The organism is Caldicoprobacter algeriensis (assembly GCF_023838525.1).
Taxonomy (GTDB): domain Bacteria; phylum Bacillota; class Clostridia; order Caldicoprobacterales; family Caldicoprobacteraceae; genus Caldicoprobacter; species Caldicoprobacter algeriensis.
This window is the reverse complement of the sequence record NZ_JAHUQD010000006.1, coordinates 76,182-97,185: the sequence shown is the minus strand read 5'-3', so window position 1 is coordinate 97,185 and position 21,004 is coordinate 76,182. Positions and strand designations below refer to the sequence as shown.

General features: G+C 41.7%; 21 protein-coding genes and 2 pseudogenes. 6 read left to right on the top strand and 17 right to left on the bottom strand.

Annotation, left to right across the window (positions count from 1 at the left end; genetic code table 11):
- Positions 1–6 precede the first annotated feature (6 nt).
- Together KVG29_RS05495 and KVG29_RS05490 are read right to left on the bottom strand one after the other, a co-directional pair.
- Positions 7–1,872 (bottom strand): NADH-ubiquinone oxidoreductase-F iron-sulfur binding region domain-containing protein, encoded by a 1,866-nt coding sequence (locus KVG29_RS05495; RefSeq protein ID WP_252227270.1) that lies wholly within the window; start codon positions 1,870–1,872, stop codon positions 7–9.
- Positions 1,868–2,356: an NADH-quinone oxidoreductase subunit NuoE family protein gene (locus KVG29_RS05490; protein ID WP_252227236.1), complete on the bottom strand. Its 489-nt coding sequence runs from the start codon at positions 2,354–2,356 to the stop codon at positions 1,868–1,870. The genes KVG29_RS05495 and KVG29_RS05490 overlap by 5 nt, the downstream gene beginning before the upstream one ends.
- Positions 2,357–2,705: 349 nt before the next feature.
- Here KVG29_RS05490 and KVG29_RS05485 point away from each other — a divergent pair, with 349 nt between their 5' ends.
- The gene (locus tag KVG29_RS05485) at positions 2,706–3,875 is read left to right on the top strand and encodes an iron-containing alcohol dehydrogenase (RefSeq protein ID WP_252227235.1); all 1,170 of its coding nucleotides are present in this window, start codon (positions 2,706–2,708) and stop codon (positions 3,873–3,875) included.
- A 100-nt stretch (positions 3,876–3,975) separates the two neighbouring features.
- Here the strand turns inward: KVG29_RS05485 and KVG29_RS05480 are convergent, their stop codons facing one another.
- The 6 genes from KVG29_RS05480 to KVG29_RS05455 form a co-directional block, all read right to left on the bottom strand.
- Entirely contained in the window at positions 3,976–4,689 is a 714-nt protein-coding gene (locus KVG29_RS05480) for a LytR/AlgR family response regulator transcription factor (RefSeq protein ID WP_252227234.1), read from the bottom strand.
- Positions 4,658–5,719 (bottom strand): sensor histidine kinase, encoded by a 1,062-nt coding sequence (locus KVG29_RS05475; protein WP_252227233.1) that lies wholly within the window; start codon positions 5,717–5,719, stop codon positions 4,658–4,660. Before KVG29_RS05475 ends, KVG29_RS05480 begins: the two co-directional genes overlap by 32 nt.
- Positions 5,720–5,745: 26 nt before the next feature.
- On the bottom strand, positions 5,746–6,918 hold the full coding sequence (locus KVG29_RS05470; RefSeq protein ID WP_252227232.1) for a SpoIIE family protein phosphatase: 1,173 nt from the start codon (positions 6,916–6,918) through the stop codon (positions 5,746–5,748).
- Entirely contained in the window at positions 6,915–8,654 is a 1,740-nt protein-coding gene (locus KVG29_RS05465; RefSeq protein ID WP_252227230.1) for a [Fe-Fe] hydrogenase large subunit C-terminal domain-containing protein, read from the bottom strand. The genes KVG29_RS05470 and KVG29_RS05465 overlap by 4 nt, the downstream gene beginning before the upstream one ends.
- Positions 8,655–8,968: 314 nt before the next feature.
- On the bottom strand, positions 8,969–10,636 hold the full coding sequence (locus tag KVG29_RS05460) for an FAD-dependent oxidoreductase (protein WP_252227228.1): 1,668 nt from the start codon (positions 10,634–10,636) through the stop codon (positions 8,969–8,971).
- Between the two features lie 213 nt (positions 10,637–10,849).
- Positions 10,850–11,005 (bottom strand): hypothetical protein, encoded by a 156-nt coding sequence (locus KVG29_RS05455; RefSeq protein ID WP_252227226.1) that lies wholly within the window; start codon positions 11,003–11,005, stop codon positions 10,850–10,852.
- A gap of 968 nt (positions 11,006–11,973) precedes the next feature.
- Here KVG29_RS05455 and KVG29_RS05450 point away from each other — a divergent pair.
- On the top strand, positions 11,974–12,846 hold the full coding sequence (locus KVG29_RS05450) for an EamA family transporter (protein WP_025748657.1): 873 nt from the start codon (positions 11,974–11,976) through the stop codon (positions 12,844–12,846).
- 645 nt (positions 12,847–13,491) lie between these two features.
- Here the strand turns inward: KVG29_RS05450 and istB are convergent.
- A pseudogene (gene istB, locus KVG29_RS05445) lies at positions 13,492–14,043 on the bottom strand (IS21-like element helper ATPase IstB); the annotation flags it as partial.
- Positions 14,044–14,572: 529 nt separating this feature from the next.
- Between istB and KVG29_RS05440 the strand changes: the two are divergent.
- The 4 genes and pseudogenes from KVG29_RS05440 to KVG29_RS05420 all read left to right on the top strand — a co-directional run bounded on the left by KVG29_RS05440 (position 14,573) and on the right by KVG29_RS05420 (position 16,415).
- Positions 14,573–14,794, top strand: a complete 222-nt coding sequence (locus KVG29_RS05440; RefSeq protein WP_252227224.1) for a hypothetical protein — start codon at positions 14,573–14,575, stop codon at positions 14,792–14,794.
- A 154-nt stretch (positions 14,795–14,948) separates the two neighbouring features.
- Positions 14,949–15,561 (top strand): annotated as a pseudogene (locus KVG29_RS12600) (helix-turn-helix domain-containing protein); the annotation flags it as partial.
- A gap of 325 nt (positions 15,562–15,886) precedes the next feature.
- Positions 15,887–16,117, top strand: a complete 231-nt coding sequence (locus tag KVG29_RS05425) for a hypothetical protein (RefSeq protein ID WP_252226406.1) — start codon at positions 15,887–15,889, stop codon at positions 16,115–16,117.
- Between the two features lie 16 nt (positions 16,118–16,133).
- Entirely contained in the window at positions 16,134–16,415 is a 282-nt protein-coding gene (locus tag KVG29_RS05420; RefSeq protein WP_252227217.1) for a TIGR04540 family protein, read from the top strand.
- A 408-nt stretch (positions 16,416–16,823) separates the two neighbouring features.
- On the opposite strand, the gene KVG29_RS05415 is transcribed toward KVG29_RS05420, so the two are convergent.
- From KVG29_RS05415 to KVG29_RS05380, 8 genes are all read right to left on the bottom strand, one after another.
- Entirely contained in the window at positions 16,824–17,162 is a 339-nt protein-coding gene (locus KVG29_RS05415) for an ArsR/SmtB family transcription factor (RefSeq protein WP_252227215.1), read from the bottom strand.
- A 22-nt stretch (positions 17,163–17,184) separates the two neighbouring features.
- Entirely contained in the window at positions 17,185–17,550 is a 366-nt protein-coding gene (locus KVG29_RS05410; protein WP_252227214.1) for a putative zinc-binding protein, read from the bottom strand.
- A gap of 142 nt (positions 17,551–17,692) precedes the next feature.
- The gene (locus KVG29_RS05405; protein ID WP_252227213.1) at positions 17,693–17,833 is read right to left on the bottom strand and encodes a hypothetical protein; all 141 of its coding nucleotides are present in this window, start codon (positions 17,831–17,833) and stop codon (positions 17,693–17,695) included.
- 90 nt (positions 17,834–17,923) lie between these two features.
- Entirely contained in the window at positions 17,924–18,847 is a 924-nt protein-coding gene (locus tag KVG29_RS05400) for a permease (protein ID WP_252227212.1), read from the bottom strand.
- Entirely contained in the window at positions 18,831–19,148 is a 318-nt protein-coding gene (locus KVG29_RS05395) for an ArsR/SmtB family transcription factor (RefSeq protein ID WP_252227211.1), read from the bottom strand. Before KVG29_RS05395 ends, KVG29_RS05400 begins: the two co-directional genes overlap by 17 nt.
- Before the next feature lie 190 nt (positions 19,149–19,338).
- A complete protein-coding gene (locus KVG29_RS05390; RefSeq protein WP_252227210.1) occupies positions 19,339–19,899 on the bottom strand; it encodes a DUF2703 domain-containing protein in 561 nt (186 codons plus the stop codon).
- Positions 19,900–19,983: 84 nt separating this feature from the next.
- Positions 19,984–20,520: an RNA polymerase sigma factor SigZ gene (gene sigZ / locus KVG29_RS05385; protein WP_338084620.1), complete on the bottom strand. Its 537-nt coding sequence runs from the start codon at positions 20,518–20,520 to the stop codon at positions 19,984–19,986.
- 273 nt (positions 20,521–20,793) lie between these two features.
- Positions 20,794–20,997 carry a hypothetical protein gene (locus KVG29_RS05380; protein WP_252227209.1) on the bottom strand — a complete coding sequence of 68 codons (204 nt, stop codon included), beginning with the start codon at positions 20,995–20,997 and terminating at the stop codon, positions 20,794–20,796.
- Positions 20,998–21,004: the final 7 nt, after the last annotated feature.

The following is a 21,004-nucleotide window of genomic DNA, read 5'->3' as shown; positions in this document are numbered from 1 at the left end:
AATCCATTACACCTCCTCTATCGCAGAAAATGGGCAGGCTTCCCGACAAGCACCGCACTTTATGCACTTTTCCCTGTTTATCTTAAAAGGCTGTTTTACCTTCCCCTCTATAGCACCTACAGGACATACCCTTGCGCATTTACCGCATCCCCTGCACAGCTCTTCGTTTATAACAAATGTTCTTAAAGCGATGCAGGTGCCGGTAGGGCACTTTTTATCAATAACATGCTTCAGGTACTCATTCCTGAAATATTTTAAAGTGCTCATCACCGGATAGGCCGCTGTCTTACCCAGTCCGCACAGCGAAGTATTACTTATCATATCAGCCAGCTCTTCCAAAAGTTCAAGGTCATATACTGTTCCCTTACCCGCTACTATCCTTTCCAGTATCTCCAACATCCTTTTGGTTCCTTCCCTGCAGGGTACACATTTACCACAGGATTCATTTTGCGTGAAATTCATAAAAAACCTGGCTACTTCCACCATACATGTATCTTCATCCATGACCACAAGACCGCCAGAACCTATCATAGCCCCCACTTTCTTTAAAGAATCAAAATCCAGCGGAAGGTCAAGGTGCTGTTCGGTAAGGCATCCTCCTGAAGGGCCACCTATCTGCACCGCTTTAAAAGCTTTGCCGTCCTTTATCCCACCACCAATATCAAATATAACCTCTCTGAGGGTGGTTCCCATGGGTACTTCTATAAGACCGGTATTTTTTACATTACCGGTTAAAGCAAAGGCCTTTGTACCCGGACTGTTGTCAGGGCCTATGGACCTAAACCAGCTACTCCCTTTAAGAATTATCAAAGGCACATTGGCAAAAGTCTCCACATTGTTGAGTACAGTGGGTTTACCCCACAATCCGACCTCGGTGGTGCGGGGCGGTTTTACCCTTGGCATGCCCCTCTCGCCATGTATCGAAGCAATTAAAGCACTGCCTTCGCCGCACACAAATGCGCCAGCACCTTGATTTATGTGGATGTCAAAATCGAAACGACGGCCAAGTATGTTGGTTCCAAGCAGCCCGTATTCGCGCGCCTGTTCTATGGCTTTTTTAAGGCGTTCCACCGCTAGAGGGTATTCCGCTCTAACATAGATATACCCTTCACTTGCACCGGTGGCATAACCTGCTATAATCATTCCCTCAAGCACCCGGTGGGGATCTCCTTCCATAATGCTCCTGTCCATAAAAGCACCCGGATCCCCCTCATCACCATTGCAAACGACATATTTTACAGGGCTTTTCTGTGCCAGTACCTGAGACCATTTCTTACCAGTTGGAAATCCTCCGCCTCCACGCCCTCTTAAATTCGATTCGGTTATCACCCTGCACACTTCCTCGGGAGTCATCTGTTCCATGACATAAGCCAAAGCGTGATAACCACCTTTTGCTATATACTCTTCAATGGACTCAGCATCTATATGACCGCAGTTTTCAAGAACAATGCGCATCTGCTTTCTGTAGAAAGGAATTTCCTCCTGGATGGGATATACTTTGCCGTCCTGCTTATACATAAGTCTCTCTACAGGCTGCCCCTTTAAAAGAGTGGTTTCCACAATCTCTTCACAGTTTTCAAGCTTTACTTTCACATAAAGATAGTTATATGGCTCTATCCTTACAAGCGGCCCCATTTCACAAAACCCATGACAGCCGCTTTTTTTAACCCCAATTCCTTCCTTTTCCTCTTGAAGCCTTACATCTACGTATAAACCTTTATCCTCAATCATTTTCTTTAATTTCTTGTATATCTCAAGGGATCCCCCTGCAACACACCCCGTCCCGGCACATACAAGCACTCTTTTCTTTTGCCTGCTGAGACAGTCAGAAAAAAGGCGTGTACATTCCTTAAGATGCTGTATATCTTTAATCTTCAAGTCGGTTCGCCTCCCTTATCTCCTTTACCAGCCGAATGGCTGCTTCCGGAGTCATCTTTGGATATACTTTATCATTGATGGTAATGACGGGAGCCAATCCGCATGCCCCCAGGCAAGAAACCGTCTCCACTGTAAACATCATGTCATCGGTTGTACGTTTGTTCTCGTTCAGACCAAGTTCTTTTCTCAACGCATTTAATATAGGTATGGATTTTTTCACATGACAGGCCGTTCCGTCACAAATTTTTATGACATACTTGCCCTTTGGTTCCAGCGAAAAGTTCTCATAAAAAGTCGCCACTCCAAATATGCGGGCACGGCTTATTCCCATTTTATCACCAATATAACTTAGCACTTCTTGGGGCAAATAATGATATTCTTTCTGTACTTCCTGCAATACGGCAATAAGCGCGGACTTTTTATTACCATATCTGTTTAAAATTTGATCAACTTTTCCATAAATGATTGTGGTATTCATTACAGCCCTCCCCATCATAATATTCAATACAATCTGCAGAGATATTGTTAATTTATTATCAAACTTGGTAAATATGATAATGGTTTAAAATAAATCGCGCAATCAAATGCCCTTATGATGCACATAATGGACCCTAACTTACACAATTGGCGCTATAAGTTGAGTTTTGCATTAATTTTCATTAAAAAATAATCACTAAATTACATATCACAGTGCATTTTAGCATCCTACTAATGCAACTCAACCTTAAAATACATCCACTTACAGCCCAACACTTTTGTTAACTATTTGTCAATATTATAATAGCATCGAAAAATACAATTTGATTTGGAAAGGAGTTGACCAACCCATGGCGCGATTTACACTGCCCAGAGACATATACTTCGGCAGAGGTGCAATGGAAGAACTAAAAAACCTTAGGGGATACCACAGGGCAATGATTGTGACAGGTGGTTCCTCGATGCAAAAATACGGCTTTTTAAAAAAGCTACAGAACATATTGGAAGAAGCCGGGCTAGAAACCAGAGTATTTGAAGGAGTAGAGCCTGACCCCTCGGTAGAAACGGTTATGGCAGGGGCAAAAGCCATGCAGGAATTTCAACCCGACGTCATCGTTGCCATAGGCGGTGGTTCACCCATTGATGCCGCCAAGGCCATGTGGGTATTTTATGAATATCCCGAACTGTCTTTTGAAGACATAAAGAAGCCGTTTTCCATGCCAAAGCTCAGGAGAAAGGCCATATTTATAGCTATTCCTTCAACCAGCGGAACGGCTACAGAAGTGACAGCTTTTTCAGTTATTACCGATTACTCAACAAAAATCAAATATCCTTTAGCCGATTTTGAAATCACCCCCGACATAGCCATACTGGATTTTGATATACCCATGACCATGCCTAAAACGCTTGTAGCCCATACAGGAATGGACGCTTTAACACACGCTGTAGAGGCATACGTGGCATCAAACAGGTCTAAATTCACCGATCCTCTGGCAATGGAGGCAATAGTAACGATTTTTGAGAGCTTGGTAGACTCATACAATGGCGACAAGGAAGCAAGGGAACGCATGCACGTTGCCCAGTGCATCGCCGGCATGGCCTTCAGCAACGCGCTACTTGGGATCACACACAGTCTGGCTCATAAGATAGGTGCACAGTATGAAATACCCCATGGATGCTGCAACGCCATACTTCTGCCCTACGTCATCAAATACAACTCTAAAGTCTGCATGAAGGAATACGCGGAGATCGCCAGGAGATTAGGGCTTCCCGGTCAAACTGACAAACAGCTTGTTGATTCCCTTATAGCTAGCATAAATGAGCTCAATGCCAAGATTGGAATAGCACCCACCCTTAAAGAACACGGGATAACCGAAGAGCTGTTTACCTCTAAAGTAGATTTCATAGCCAAAAACGCCGCACAGGACCCCTGTACGGCATCAAATCCAAGGCAGGCATCGCCTGAAGATTTAAAGAAGATACTGGAATGCGCATTTTACGGCTTCCCTGTAAATTTCTAATAGAAAAAGGGCTACCAAACATTTCTGGTAGCCCTTCTCTTTTAGCCGTAAAATCCCATACTATTGGTGGCAGGCCTCTTAAGGTACATGCGCGTCATCTTCAATCGATGCCCATCACATTCTTGAATTTTTTCATATAGCTCCTACTCACCGGCACCTCGTCCTTTTCATATCCCTTCATCACCAGCATATAGGTATAATTAAACCACGGCACTATCTCCTTGATATGTTCCAGGTTGACCAAATAGCTCTTGTGAGTTCTCAAAAAGGAATATTGCTGAAGCTTCTGTTCTAGGGTCGCCAGAGTCAAATTGCTAGTAAATTCCCCTTTAAATGACTTAACCTCAGTCTTGTTTCCCGAAGTACAGCAGTAAACTATATCCTTATGATCCAGTACAACCATCCTGTCGTTTTTCCATACGGTAATCACGCCAGGTAGAAGGTGCGGCTTCACCCTGCTCTTAAGCCGCTTCACTGTCTCTGCAATCCTTTCATCTTCAAAAGGCTTAAGGATATAGTCCACTGCATCAAGATTAAAGGCATTGACAGCATAATTGTCATAGGCTGTCGCGAAAACTATGTGAATATCCCTGTGTTTTTTCCTTATCTCATGGGCAATATCAACGCCGTTTTTATCGTTTAGGTGAATATCGAGAAATACCACATCGGGCACCTGCTCATCCACCAGCTTTATACATTCTTCTCCCGAGTCGGCTTCTCCACAAATTTCAAAATCGCTATATTGGTTGAGCAGGTATTTCAATTCCTGAAGGGCATACTTTTCATCGTCTACAATAACGACCCTTAATGACATCAGCCTTCCTCCTCTCCCTAATGGGTACCACAATTATTACTTCCGTGCCCTTACCCGGCTCGGAGTTGATGATCATACCGTTATCCTCTCCGTATATCTCCTTAAGCCGCCTATTTACATTGGATATCCCGATCCTCTTATCGTCGTTTGTATTGGTAAGAAGATTTCTCGCAACCTCGGGTTCCATACCACAGCCGTTATCCTTTATGCAAACCTGGTAGCAGTTATCCACACTTTTAACAGAGATAACTATTTCCCCATCCTTTTTCCCAGCCAGTCCGTGTTTTATGGCATTTTCTACAATTGGTTGAATGGTAAGCGGTGGTATCAAAAAGGAGATGTTGGGCTGTATATCCCACTCAACCCTTATGCGATTCCCGTACCTGGCCTTTTCAATCTCCAGGTAACTCCTAACGTTCTCCAGCTCCTTATGAATGTCTATAAGGTCGGGCGAAGTCTGGATGATGGCCCGAAAATGCCTGGCCAGGTGGATAAGAAGCCTTCTTGCCTCAAGCGGTTCGGTCCTGCACATGGCCGCAATGGTATTGAGGGCATTGAACAAAAAATGGGGATTAATTTGAGCCTGAAGCGCTTTAAGCTCAGCTTTTGCCCTTAACCTGGCGTTATAATCCTTGCTGTTCTGCTCCAGCTGGGCCGAGATCACCGCCCCCGCTCCCCTGGCAATGGCCTCATCCTCTTCAGTTATGACATCGCCAACTTTCTTGTAAAACTTCAAACTGGCCAGCATAGCATTTCCTTTTTTAACGGGAACCTCTATATAATTGCCGGCCTCACCCTTGCCTATTACCTCTTCTTCGCCGGCAAACACACCAATGCCATTTTGACACTCCAGCACCACAGCGTTGAATTCTGTCATTACATACAAAATAGATATAATCCTTTTGCAGTCATCTTCATCCTTTAGTTCGCTTCTCAAAAAAGGCAGCATCTTAGTACATATCTCAAAGGATTTATCTATCCATTGGCGGGGCTTTAAAAGACCCTTCTCTGAAGTCCGGGGCAAACCCATAAACACTCCCCCTTTGAGCCAATTTTTCAATAGTAATATTGTTCCACCGTTTTGCCCAGGCTCCTCATCAGCTCGGCCAGCTCTCCAAGCAGCTTAAATTTTATGCTAAGGTTCACAGGAAAGTTAGGATTCTGATGGGCAGGGTTCATTGCCCTTCCTATAAACATCCTCAAATGAGTACAGTTCTCGATAAGAATATGGGCCAGCTTTGCAGCCCCATCCTGGCCTCTAAGAATCTTCAAATCCTTATACCTTACCTTATCAGAAGCATAACAGCGGATGATCTCAATTGTCCTGGATAGCGTCAGCACCCCCTCTGTCACCAAATCAATGCCATCTATCTTTGCAGTAGGCGGCACCAATGGATCATGGTATTCCAGGGAGGTATTTATCTCTCTGCCCAGCACACGGCTGACTATTTGAGCTGTTGTGCCCCCGCACACCACTTTAATACCATTGCCCTTCATAAATTCCTCTACCACCTTTTCGTCATCAGATTTAGAGATGGGCGGTCCGGCAAAAAGGCTGACCTCCTTGACGGGCTGAATCCTCACCGCCACAACAGTGGTATCATCCCCGGGCATTCCCATATACAGGCTATCACACACTGTTATCAATAAAGCGGCAATAGCCTTGGCGGTGGTCTCCCTTTTGACGTTTCTTTCTAAATAGTCGGCTACATTCTCCCATTTCCAGCCAAAATTCAAAGTTGCCCCCACTCCCGCGTGAATTACCCCATCACTGACCATTACAAAGGTATCCCCCAGACTCACGTCAAAAGAGCTTTCCTTAATCATTCTGCCGTTTATCGTACGACACCTGGTAGGAACGCTAATGAGCTTGCCCTCCCTCAGAAAAAATACAGGGGGATTATCGAATTCAAACAAACGCGCTTCTCCGCTATTAAACACCTGCAGTATGCTGAAGGTAGAATAAGCCAACTTCCTGACATTGCATACCGGGAGCGTATGGGCAATCGTCTCCACAGCCTCATCTATATGAGCCCCTCTTTCCAGCATAGTGCCGATTATCTTGGTAGTGAGGGTTGCAAGGATATTGGCCTTGACACCACTGCCCAGCCCATCGGCCATAACCACAACAACGCAGTCATCGCCCCTCACCACCTCTACTTTATCCCCGCACAGCTCTTCGCCGTATTTATTCAGGCTCTCATAGGCTACATCTATGAAAAAGCTCATCGCCCATCCTCCCTGTCATAGAGTATCATGTCTTTCAGCCTGGTCAGGGTAACCTTTGTCTCGGCCGTGGTCTCCCCAAGGAGGCTGGCGATTTGCTGTACCACCATCATCTGCTTATCTATAACCTTCTGAGCCATCTCCACCGTTTCGGCTTTTATCTTGTACATCTGCCGCGCCTGTCTTTCCTCATTTGTAATATCCCTCATTATAACCATCACCAGTTGCTGGTCTTCTACGTATATTATGTCCTGTTCAGTCACAACACCGTATTCTTTGTATTCCACCTTCTTGCCCAAAATGCTCTCATGGGTTTCCCACACCATTTCAAGATCCGAGGTGTCAATCAGCTGATACAGTTTCCTACCGATAGCTGCTTCCCTGGATATCTGAAACATCCTTTCGGCTGCATCATTAAACTCCTGTATCTCCATATCGCCGTTCACAGCGATTATTATGTTAGGAGTTGCTTTCAAGATGACATTAGCCAGTGATTCAGCCCTCTCACGCATATAAGGCAGGCACATATAAAGCTCTGCCTTCCCTTGATAGACCGCGATAGCCTTGTCGCGACAGGACGGATAACCACATGCTCCACAGTTCAGCTCCTGGTCTTTAGTAGGCTTGCCAATCTTCTTGAGTATTTCCCTTATTGTTACTTCATCGGGAACGGCTTGCTTAATGCTACGATCCACGAATACCTTGCCAAGCGAGACGCTTTTGTCAAATTTTAAGATATTCCTGCCTACTCCCAAATCTTTTACTCCTGGATTTTTACCAGCATATTCTTCTACCTTTTGCATCTGCCTTAAATATAAACCCGTGGAGCTCGGCATAGCCGGTCCTCTCAAACACCCCCCCTCGCAAGCATTCATTTCAATGAAGTAGCCTTTTAGCTGTCGCTCTTTTAATGCTTCCAGCACCTCAATACACTGTTCTATCCCATCCACGTTTACTGCATGATAAGAAAAGTCTTCACCTGACTGTTTCAAGTTTCTCAATATACCACGGGGTACAGGATAATACCTGGCCATGCCGGGATCATCGCCGTCAAACCTTAGAGCCTCCTGCTCTTCCAAACGTATATTTTCCTGCTTAAACCACCTGAGCAATTCGTCGAAGGTTAAAACTGCATCTATGACCCCTTCATGCCTGAAATCCTCGGCTTCCATCTTTTTTGAAATGCAGGGGCCAATAAAAACCACGCTGGTATCCCGGCCCGATGACTCCTTGATGAGCTTTCCGTGGGCAATCATGGGCGATACTACCGGTGCAAGATACGGGATTACTTCGGGGTAGTACTTTTCAATCAATTCATTTACCGTAGGGCATGCACTGCTGATGATGTTCTCCATACGCCCCTGTTCCATAAGTTCTCTGTATACACGAGATACATACACAGCCCCTAAAGCCGTCTCCTGAACTTCGGCAAAGCCTAATGCTTTCAACGCCCCTACTATCTGCCCCGGCTCTTTAAGCTCAAACGCACCGATAAACGAAGGTGCAAGGCTTGCAACCACCTTTTTGGATTTTTTTATAATATGTTTAACCCTGTCAATATCACTCCGTATACTCTTGGCATTCTGCGGGCAGGCCTTTAAACATTTTCCACACAGTATGCACGCATTCTCCATGATCCCGGCCTGCTCATCCCTTATGCGAATGGCCTTTATAGGACATACCCTCACGCATTTGTAGCAGTTCTTACAGTTTGCCTTTTTGAAGTTTATAAATTTCATAACCCAACCCCGTTTGTTATTTTTTTAACAATTGCCAGTATAATTATAGTCCATCAAGCTACGTTTGTCAATTTATATGCGGGTTTATCTCTAAGGTAAATTTTTTAAAATTTATAAATATTTATAAATATAAAGATGCCATAAATGCAACGCATTTTATATACACAATACAGCCACCAGAAATTTAAATGCTTATAAAACACCAAAAGCCGCACCCCGTATCCAAAACTTAAAAGCAACCACAGGATGCGGCTTGTTTATGATTTTTATGCCAACGCCGGCAAACAATTACAGCGCCATAACTAGAGTTTTGTTTATTCTAACCCGTGTTTTGCTATGCTATAGGTACTGTAACCCCCGCTCAAGTTAAATACTCTGCTAAAACCTCGCTGCATAAGTATCCTGGCAGCTACATATCCTCTTAACCCTACTTCGCAATAGATGACAATAGCCTTATCTTTAGGAATCTCGCCGATACGTTCCCTCAATGAATCTAAAGGAATATTAATAGAGCCGGGTATGCACCCTCGCTTTTTACATTCGGCCTCGGTTCGAACATCCAGCAGTACGGTATCCTGTGGATCCAGGCTGTCAAGCTCATCCCAGTGAATGACTGGATGCAACCCTTGCAGGATATTTGATGCAACATATCCGGCCATGTTGACCGGATCCTTGGCCGACGAAAAGGGCGGAGCATAGGCCAGCTCCAGCTCCTGCAGGTCATACGCGGTCATCCCGGCGCGAATAGCAGTGGCCAGCACATCTATGCGCTTATCTACCCCTTCATAGCCCACAATCTGGGCCCCCAGTATTTTACCATCGTTAGGACTAAACAGAAGCTTTATGGCCATGGAGGTTGCACCAGGGTAATAGCTGGCATGGGAACCAGAATGAGTGTAGGATTTCAGGTATGGAATGCCGTATTTCTTAAGCACCTTTTCGTTGTTGCCGGTACACGCAGCCACCATGTCAAACACCTTTATAATAGCCGTCCCCTGGGTAGCCTTATAGGTATCCTCGATGCCGCATATGTGATTGGCTGCAATGCGCCCTTGCTTATTGGCCGGTCCGGCCAGCGGTATCAACGTAGGCCTTCCATTTACTAAATCCACCACTTCAATGGCGTCGCCTATGGCATATACATCAGGATGCGATGTCTGCAAGTGCTGGTTGACTTTTATGCCGCCTGTCTCGCCAATCTCCAGCCCAGCTTTTTTGGCCAGGATAGTTTCGGGCCTCACCCCTACAGCCAATATCACCATATCGGCTTTTAGCTGCTTCCCGCTCTTTAAGTTCACAATTGTATGTTTCTCATCTCTGTCAAACGATATCACCCCATCCCCGAGGTGCAAATCCACAGAGTGCTCTTTCAGGTGCCTATGCAAATACGCGGCCATATCATAATCCAGCGGGGGCATAACCTGATTCAACATCTCAACCAGCGAAACCTTTATATCATTCATCCGCAGGTTTTCCACCATCTCCAGGCCGATGAAGCCTCCACCAATCACCACGGCGTTCTCAGGTTTGGCCTGGTCAATGTAATCCTTTAAGGCATAAATCCTGGGTATATCCCTCACTGTAAAGACATTTGCCTTTTCAATGCCCGGTATTGATGGCCTTGCGGGCTCGGCACCAGGTGCCAGTATAAGCTTGTCGAAGCTTTCACGGTACCGTTCACCGGTCATCCGGTTCAATACAATTAACTCTTTTTTATCTAGATCGATCTCCTCAACCTCGCTGTTCAAACGAATATCTATATTGAACCGCTTTGACATCCTTTCAGGGGTCTGGACCAGCAGATCCCGCTTGTCCTTTATAACCCCGCCTACATAATATGGCAGGCCACAGTTGGCATAGGAAATATAACCCCCCCTTTCAAAGATTATGATGTGGGCATCCTCATCCAGTCTGCGTAGGCGCGCCGCTGCACTGGCACCGCCGGCCACTCCTCCAATAATTGCTATTTTTCTACCCTTCACATTGACCCCTTCCTTTGTACGATTTAAAGAAATTTTTAAAATACTTATTTTAATGTGTACCACGTTAACAGATAGTTAAAACGCAAATTTAACCTATCGAACGTCAATATCGTATAAAACATTTTTACAAAAAAGGGCTGAATAATTATTTTCAGCCCTTTTCTTTTATATCTTCTCTACTTGTTTTGCAACACTCTTGCTATTAAACATTCTTTACCCATAAATATGCCAGTAGCTCCCCCAAAGTTCAAAACCTCCGGCTGCTCTAGCAAAATCAAGTATGACTCTTTCACCCTTAATTGAAATCATAACAATTCTGTTCTCTTCCGTACCGTCAATTCCTCTCGGAATTTTCAGGCCGGATGTCATTTTATAAACTCCGCCATCAAGTATAATGGTTTGCCCTGGCCCTACATAACTTACATTGGTGACATAACACGATAGAGGGCTCAATTAATTGTAAAATCACCAAAAATTGCTGAGTAGCAGTAAGAGTTTGGTTCTCTAGATCACTGATGTTTAACACTTTAACATTTGTTTCTTGAGAAGTCTCGGCAATTATTGTAATGGGAAAGGAAGGAATTGCCAATAGAAGAGTCAGCAGCCACACAGTAATGGCTTTAAACCCTCTATTCATTTCCTATAGCCCCCTTCTATATGGGTATGCTCTCGAAAAGTCTGAGAACTTTATTTTAGCTTGTTTGCAGGTTCGGTCTTGGGACTTCACCCCATAATTATTCTGCAAGGTTACCCTACAAAATCAATCGTTGTGCCTATGTTGCTTAACTACTTTTCGAGAGTGTTCAATATAACAGAAATGAAAAATACTTAATTATAATGTCTTTAAACCTTATACATATATTCTATCTTTTAATCATTATTCCTCCTGATTGAAATCAAAAACTTTACTATTACAAAATCAACAAGTTGACCTCCCTCTTTCTATATGGTTAGAATAAAACTAAGGAAACCGGCGAACGGTTAAATCCTTCTTAATTAAAAAGAACTCGATGAATTAGAAGCGCTAGCAATACTCCATGACATTGACAAAATAGGAATAAGCGATAAAATATTGAACAAACCGGACGAATTAATCGATGAAGATGCGACAAATTCCTCCTCTTCCACGTATATTGGCAGTGGCTGAGCTTGTAATGCCATAACAGAAAACGGGGTTTATCGCAAAGCCGTGAACAAAGAAGCAGCAATTGAAGAATAAAAACGGACGCAGGTACTCGGTTTACCCCAAATATTATAAGGATATTCCTGGAAATATTGAATGTACAAGAAGTCCAAGTAAAAAACACTTAATTTAAAAAGAAAGGATGTTGGAGATGATGTGGATAGTCTTTGCATTTAGTTCAGCATTATTCGCAGGAGCAACTGCAATCCTTGCAAAAATGGGGATTAAAAAAGTTGACTCGATGCTAGCCACGGCCATAAGGACCATCATCATACTTATATTCTCATGGCTCATGGTATTTATTGTGGGATCGTGGAATACCATCCCGTCAATTGATTCCAAAGCATACATATTTTTAATTTTATCAGGTTTGGCAACGGGCGCTTCGTGGCTTTGCTATTTCAAAGCGCTGCAGCTGGGCGATGTCAACAAAGTGACGCCCATCGATAAATCCAGCACCGTGCTTACCATGATTTTGGCGTTCATCATACTTGGAGAGCCCATTACCCTCCCCAAACTGATTGGCATGGTAGCAATTGGAGTAGGCACCTATCTGATGATCATCAAGAAAAAAACGCAGCAGCAACCATCCACAAAAGCGGAGGGTAACGCGTGGCTTGTGTACGCCATCTTATCAGCAGTCTTTGCCAGCTTAACGGCAATCCTAAGCAAGATCGGCATCGTTGGCATCGAGTCCAACCTAGGAACAGCCATCCGCACTGCGGTAGTTTTAATCATGGCATGGCTCATGGTCTTCATATTAGGAAAGCAAAATGAGATTAAGGAAATCGACAAAAAGAGCTGGCTATTTCTCTGCCTGTCGGGTATAACCACCGGGCTTTCCTGGCTATGCTATTATAAGGCCTTGCAGGACGGTGAAGCCAGCATTGTAGTACCGATTGACAAGCTCAGCATTGTAATTACAGTAACTTTTTCTTATTTCTTTTTAAAGGAGAAGCTAACAACAAAATCTTTACTGGGGTTGATACTCATCGTGGCTGGCACTATGGCGCTTTTGTTACCATAAAAATATATCAATTTGTTTTTATCTCCTTATCTGTATTTATGATTTCATTTACAAAGGATTATCGCCTGTTAAATCAACGACCAAATACCTCCTTTGACGCCTCCAGTATTTCTCTGACTTTATATTTTAATCCTTCACCAGTGTCAAGACAACAATTTCCGGATGATTAAAAAGCCTTTGAGGAATAACACTGTTCCCCAACCCCCTGCTTACAACCATAAGCGAATTTCGGCTTTTATATACCCCTGATGTATATTTCGGGAAAAATCCTTGATTCGGAGCAACCAACCCTCCTACAAAGGGTAGTCTCACCTGCCCACCGTGTGCATGGCCACACAAGATCAAATCAAAGCCATGCTCACTGTACAAAGGAAACATTTCGGGCCTGTGAGCTAGTAAAATGCTAAACGTACCGGTTTCCCCTATTCCATTCAGCACTTGTTTGATTTCATTTTCAATTATATTTGCTTCTTCTTGCCCAGCTTGATCTGCTGCAGGGACATCTATTCCCATAATGTAAATCCCGTCTTTCCCTTTACTGAATCTGTCATAAGCATTCCGTATAACACGAATGCCATTTTCCTCTAGTAGTTTTCCCAGAACATCAAACTTCCCCGACCACCATTCACTATTTCCAGTAACAAAGCGGTAGCTATTGCCCCTTATGTTGATTATATGGGCATGATGTAATAATCTGTTCAATACCGCAGTTGCAAGTACAGGATCGCCCATAAGTTCTCCCCATTCCCCAAACCCTTTATTGCTCGTCAGAATTATGCTCCCTTTCTCATAACGGGCACTTATTAGCTGGAAAAAGAGATTTGCGCCCAGACCATCTAACGAAAGATATCCTACTTCATCAATTACAAGAAGCTTTGGTCTTGTATATATCCTCATACGCTTTTCCAATCGATTCTCTTCATAAGCCTTTTTGAGGTCCTCAATAAGCCTCGTAAGGCTGCTGAAATAAACCGATATTCCCTGTGACAGGGATTCTATGGCAAGCCCTATAGCAAGGTGCATCTTCCCCACTCCAGGCGGGCCAAGAAATATTACATTCTCAGCCCGGCAAACAAAAGCCATTGTCGCCAGTTCCTTTATCAGCTTCTCGTCAATACTAGGTTGAAAGGTAAAGTAGAACTCCTCTAAAGTTTTCCTATACGGCAGCCGAGCAAGCTTTGTCCTTACCTCTATATGTAAATTCTCAAATTAATTTAGCCCCAATCCAGGTAAAATTGTTAGATTAAATAATCTGACAACAAAATGAATGCTAAAACAATTCGACAAAAATTTTCGATTTATTTTAGCATTCCTTTTGTTGTACAATCATGGTGGAGGTGGTCCACCATGCAAATTATGTTTGAAGCACATTGCACGGTAGAGGAATACGTTAAACAAGGTAAAAACTTTCCTTTCCCTAAAGCACCTGGCCGCTGTACAAATCCTAAATGCAGGATGGCCGTTAAAATGAAAAAACATGGATTCTACGAAAGGTACCATATCAAAGCCGGTTTTTAGTAGGAAAATACTCATTCGGAGGTATTACTGACCTTATTGTGGCAAAACGATATCCTTCATCCCGCACTTCTGCTTACCTAGTTTCCAGTACTGTAGCGAAATTATCATGAAATGTATAGAGAAAGCGTTGTATCGAAAAGGTAGCTTAAATCTATGCTTGCACGAGCTTAAAAAACAGTATCCCACTTTATCAATCAGCAGACAGCACATGTACTTTTATACAAAACGATTTAAAGATAACCTCAATTTTATCGAATACGGCTTAAGGCAGATAAGCGACAGCATAACTCTACCACCTGCAGGCCTAGAAAAAAGGGAGAGGGCAAGGGAGATTCTTGGCATTGTCAAAACCCGATTCCCCTCAATCCACACCTTCTCCCAAAGGTTCTTCGACACATGCCGCAAATCATTCCTCACCCTTCTCAAATAATTTTAGCATCAAAAGAAGGTAATAGGAAGAAGGATTTAAAAAAAGCCCAGCAACACTTGATTTTCCTTTATTTAAGCGACCTGGCGGTTTAAAATACTATCATAAAACACAGCCTGATTTCGAGCAGGCATACTAGTTTAAGGAGGTATGAAAGATGTTGGATGATAGTATCCGGGAAGCTATCGCCTTAAAGAAGTTCTCACTCATAAGCCCGGTTCTCAACGGGCAGGTAGAAAATCAGAAGGCGTACTTCAAGGAGCTTTGTCAGGACCCGATTGAGATGCCGTATTATGGGCCGCGTAAGTATTCATACAAAACCCTGCAGCATTGGCTTAGCGAATACATGCGGGGAGGTATTGATGCCTTAAAGCCGGGCTATAGGACTGACAAAGGTAAAAGCCGCAAGATAAATGCTGAACTGGCTGAAAAAATTATACAGAAAAAAGCAGACAATCCCCGAATGCCGGTCACGGTGCTCCCATTCTCAATTCTATCTAAGTCAGAATTTTGAAGCCATGCGCTTAGCATTCAAAGAGGCGGTAGCCAAAAGGGGTATACCCAAGATGCTTTACACTGACAACGGCCGCATTTACCGTTCTCAACAGCTGGAATACATATGTGCAGCGTTAGGTTGTTCGCTCATTCATTCTCAACCTTTTATGCCGCACGGCCGCGGGAAAATCGAAAGGTTCTTTAATACGGTCAGGATGCGTTTCTTAAGCAGGCTTGACCCTAAGTCCATTAAAAGCCTTGAAGACTTAAATGAATGATATTTTAACTGGCTCAATGAGGATTACTGCGTTAATTTCCACGATAATGCCCACCTAAAAAGGCGGCACACAGAAAACACCAGAAAAAGTGATACCAGCACTTACGAAGAACTCTCTGAGCCTACACCTGACTTGTCCGGCAGCCTTTTCACATCTCTTTCCTTTGCTAGCATGATGAAGGAGGATGAATAGACATGTTTAGGATTCTTCAAACCCTTTTATCCTAATACTCTCTGGTCAGCCGCTTATCAAAACTAAGCTGTCCCTCAATATCAACAGCCCCTTAAGGCAGCGCCTGACTGTTAAGTATACACTGCAAGGTTTGTCTAAAGACGAACTACCAGAATACATAAAAACACGCTTAAAAATTGCTGGCCTTACACAGGATATCTTTACACCAGCTGCACTGCAGGCCATCTATGCCAATACCAAAGGGTTCCCCAGGCTGGTAAACAACTTAGCCACCACCTGTCTTATGTTTGCCGCCAGTCAAAACAAAATGCTGATAGACGAAGAGATTGTCTATCAAGCCCAAAACGAAGTTACCCTGTAGAGGAGGTAGAACAATTATGGTACAAAACAAGTCCAAAAGGTACGAAAAAATACTGAGAAACCCTACAACCGTAAAGATGTTGGCGCTGCAGATTAAGCAAGCCGCTGACGATTACATTGCCTTAAAAATTAGCGAGAATGAGTTTACCGAACTCATTCTCTACTATGCAAGATACCATGGCAAAAAGATGTTTTCAAGAGCGGGTGATTTAAACCCTACACTGCTGAATCGCATTGGTAAAAAGCGTGCTGAGCTGGTTAAAATCGCACTTACAGGATTCCAAATGTGTATGTTTTGATGTATCTCTCCCCAACTTTATTCTACAGAGGCAGCATTTGCTGCCTCAACTTTTTATTATGATACCACAGCAGAAAGATATCTGACAAGACTGCATTTTAACTTGATTTTAAGCTGAATGCCACCTTAATTTGAAAAACGGTCTTATTTAATTTGAAGATATTCACTAATTATTAGTAATTTCCAGCTAAATTAATCTGAGAATATTTTCTGTTTTAATTTGAAAATTGACACTTAGCCTCACCACTTATCCCTTCTCTTGTTTTACTGACTTAATCCTTAATCCTTTTCCCTTCTCTATCAGAACCACTTTTTTCGCATGCGGAAAAGGTCTATATGATATATGCATCGTTTGAAAATAATTGAAAGTTCAATACGTTCATGGATTAAAGAAAATTGATTGCATATTCTAATTCTTTCTTTCACACCATTTCGTCTTTAAACAGAATCTTTGAATATCTTTCTGAAGAACAGGATACCTTTCTTTATTGCTAACTATAGTTTCAATAATACGTTTCATAACGATATCGTCTAAATTCAAGTAATAAAAAATCCATTGTCCTTGTCTTTCGTCTCTCACAAATCCAACATCCCGAAGCTTTGCAAGGTGCCTGGATATTTTGGGCTGCGTTTCTTCCATAATCTCACACATCTCACACACGCAAAGTTCTTTATGAAACAATAAAACCAGAATCCGCAACCTTGTTCCATCCGACAAAACCTTAAAAAATTCTACTAGTTTATCCATCGCTCCATCCTTTCTTTATACTTTATATTTGGTCATGGAAAAAACTTTTAATAATCTCTTCAACCTTTTGTTCCACTTTGTCCATATTACTCTCATCTTTAAAGTTTTTGTTTTTTTCAATACCAAAATCACTGGTCAACACTATTTCTTCATATTCTGTTATTCCTATTTTATCCAGCGTTTTTGATGCACATTTTATTGGACAGCCGTTTAGTGCAATAAACTTATCATTTATCTTTGCCATCTTAATAATATTTTCAATACCTAAGGGAAGACCGAGTGCACAGACCATGTTAATTCTTTCATTGTCTACATACTTCAATGCTACCTTGCTTGTCATATTCCCTACATTACATGCCCCTTGGCAAGGCAAAATACCTAATCTCATAAAAATCCCTCCCATAATTATATTTATTTGCGTATATTCGTATATATGTATATTATATTAGAAAATCGTATTTGTCAATAAAAAAATAGGGCCCCCATTTAAAAAATCTTTTTGGGACAGCCCTTCTTCTTAGTAAAAAATTTCATTTCGACTCTTTTTCTTTTTCCTCTTTATCCTGCACAGCTTCGTCTTTATCTTCATCTACAATCTCCACAGAACAACAGCAACAAGATTTAGATGGTTTAAACAGCTTTGAAAAAATTGACTCCTTTTTTTCAGCCATTTCAACCACCTCCAATTTATCATGACTGAAATTCATTACATTATATGACACAAAATCTTCTAAAGGAGTTTTATCTCCATCTAGATCTACTTAAATGATTATATTAAATACATATCCTGTAATAGTGGCCACCACGAAGATAGATACCACAAAAGCAATCACCATTTTTTTCTTAAAAATGGAACTCAAAAGCAACAGTTCTGGTATGCTTGCCCCCGCTCCACCTATAATCAGCGCCATTACCGTACCGTAACTCATGCCCTTTGAAACCAACACCTGAGCAATGGGTATCATCGTTTCAGTTCGGATATACATTGGAATGCCAATAATTGCAGCCACAGGCACTGAATACAAATTTGACTTCCCTGCCACTCTAATTATCAGACTCTCTGGAACAAATCCATAAATGAACGCGCCAATACCTGCTCCAATTAACAGATACGGAAATACCTGTCTAAATAATCCTACAGCATCAGTCAATGCAGACTTAATTACTAGTTTGTTCTTTTCCCAAAATGACCCCTGAAGTTTATCATAAGTAATTTCTTCCTGCATCTCTCCTTTAACCGTCACCCTTTTAACTTCCTTTTCCATACCAAGCTTATCAAGAACAATACCTATGACTACGGCAAATACGAAGGTAAATGCCGCATATACAAGTGTTACCTTAAACCCGAAAAATGTAAGAAATAATGCTATAATCGCAGGATTTAGTATGGGGGAAGACATAAGGAAAGATATTGCACCGCAAAACGGCGCTCCGCTTTTAAACAATCCTACCAAAATAGGTATTGTTGAACATGAACAAAAGGGTGTCACAGCGCCAAGTACTGCACCAAGAATGCTATTTAAACCCTTCCTAGGTACCGAAAGAATCCTTTTTATTTTTTCTTTTGATATATATCTTTGAATAAGGGCCACCAGAAAACTTATGCCGATAAAAAGAAGTATAAGCTCCCCCATTATGGTAAGAAATACTTTTCCCGTATCCAGCAAATTAACCGTTGGCAACATTTTCTATCAATTCCTCCTGACTTATATTTCTGAATATTTCACACAGATAAGGATAAAGGCTACTCTCGGTGTTTAAGGAATAATAGTTCCACACTGCCACTCGCTTTTTGTTGATTAAATTTGCATCGGAAAGCAATTTTAAGTGATATGAAATATTCGATTGACCCATATTAAAAAACTTGCAAATATCACATACACATTTCTCTCCGTTTAAATATAAATACAAGAGAATTCTTAATCGGAATTCATCGGAAAGAGCTTTAAATTGATTGGCCTGCTGGGCTAATAACTTATTCATCATCGATGTATTCACCCCTTAGTTCCATATTATATATCAAATATTTTTGATGTCAATATCAAAAATATTTGATATATTTGTTTTAAATTTGTGGATATTTCTCCCAATATTAGGTGCTTTATTCAGCGCAAAAAGAGCTTTATCATGGGATAGCAAAAATAAAATAAAAGGTACAAAAAAGGAAAAGGGAGGTCTATTTTTCACCCTTTTCCCGCATGGCTTGAAAAAATCTTTTAAGATTTTCTGGCAGCTGATATTTTTGTTCTTCTTTATTTTCATCAATATCCGATGTACTACTGCCATATACCTCTCTCAGTATTGCGTCTACTATCATAGCTTTAGGCGGAACATTATATTCTTTTCCATTATATACCCATACTCGGCAGTCAACCTCGTCACCGCATAAATCACCGCATGACTCACAAAGTGATTCCTTCACTTCTAGCTGTATATCTTTTCCATTAATTCGGATAGTAGGTGAACTCTTGAACTTGTACTGTATAGCCTTTTCCTCACTGTCGATGTGGATTTTGTTTACAATAACCTCTGCTCCTGTCAATTCAAGCACTCTTGCAACATCAGAAATAGCTTCCTCAAGGCTCTCTTCAGTACCCTTGCACCTATCACAAACACTTAAGTCTAGATACATAAAGTCGATTACAATTTTCTTCTTTTGAGCACTACCATTTTGTTCTCCACATTCGCAAACTGTACTGCAACAACTGTTATTCTTTTGACTATCACAACACTTCATAATAAAAACCTCCCTCTATAAAAAATTTAGCTTCAATTTTATAGACGGAGGTTTCTTAAAAAGGACGCAAATATTTAATACGATTCAGCAGTACTTACAACTGTTTTCTTTTTGGTGGTACTCAATAATGTTCCCGTATATATCAAATTGAAACTTACAGCACTCAAAAAACTTCTTCTTCAGCATGGCTCTCCCGCGTTGAACTCTCGACTTAGCTCCTGATATGGACATTCCGAGTTTCCGAGCCAATTCTTTTTGTGTCAAACCACCCAATTCTGTCAGCATAATAGCCTCCTTATATTTGTTTGGAAGGCTCTCGATCATATTTTTAAGGCATAACACTAATCCATTAATTATTTCATTTTCATCACTATCATTTACACTCATTTCAGGCAATTCCGAAATTTCAATCGTATCTCTTTTGTTCCTATAATAATCGGCAATTGTATTTCTTGTTATTTGATATATCCACGCATATATTCTACCATTATCCTTTATCTGGTCAATATTTGAACATATTTTTAAAAACACATCTTGGAGGATATCTTCCGCATCTTGTTTTTTTCCTACTTTTTTTAAAATAAAGGTTTTTAGCTTGAAATTTAACTCCTCCCATAAAATACCAACATCATCTCTTATGGCTTATACCTCCCTTGGCATATTAGTACGCTCTCGAAAAGTCTGAGAACCTTATTTTAGCTTGTTTGCAGGTTCGGTCTTGGGACTTCACCCCATAATTATTCTGCAAGGTTGCTCTACAAAATCAATCGTTGTGCCTATGTTGCTCAGCTACTTTTCGAGAGTATTCATATTATAGAATTGCTTTAAATCGCTGTTAAAACGTCTTATCATTCAAATAATAGCATTCTCCAAAAAATTTGCCTTAATAACATATTATTCCATTTTTATCGCCATTCCACAGCATTCCTTTGCGCAGGTCCCACAGCCTGAACATTTTGTATAATCAATCTCTATTCTGCCCCCCAAAGGCTCTTTATCATCCTCAACATAAATTACTGCGTTATTAGAACATGCAATTATGGCTTTGCAGATATTTGCCTGCGCAGGACATTTCTTCTTTAAAATAACTGGTTTCACACCTCCC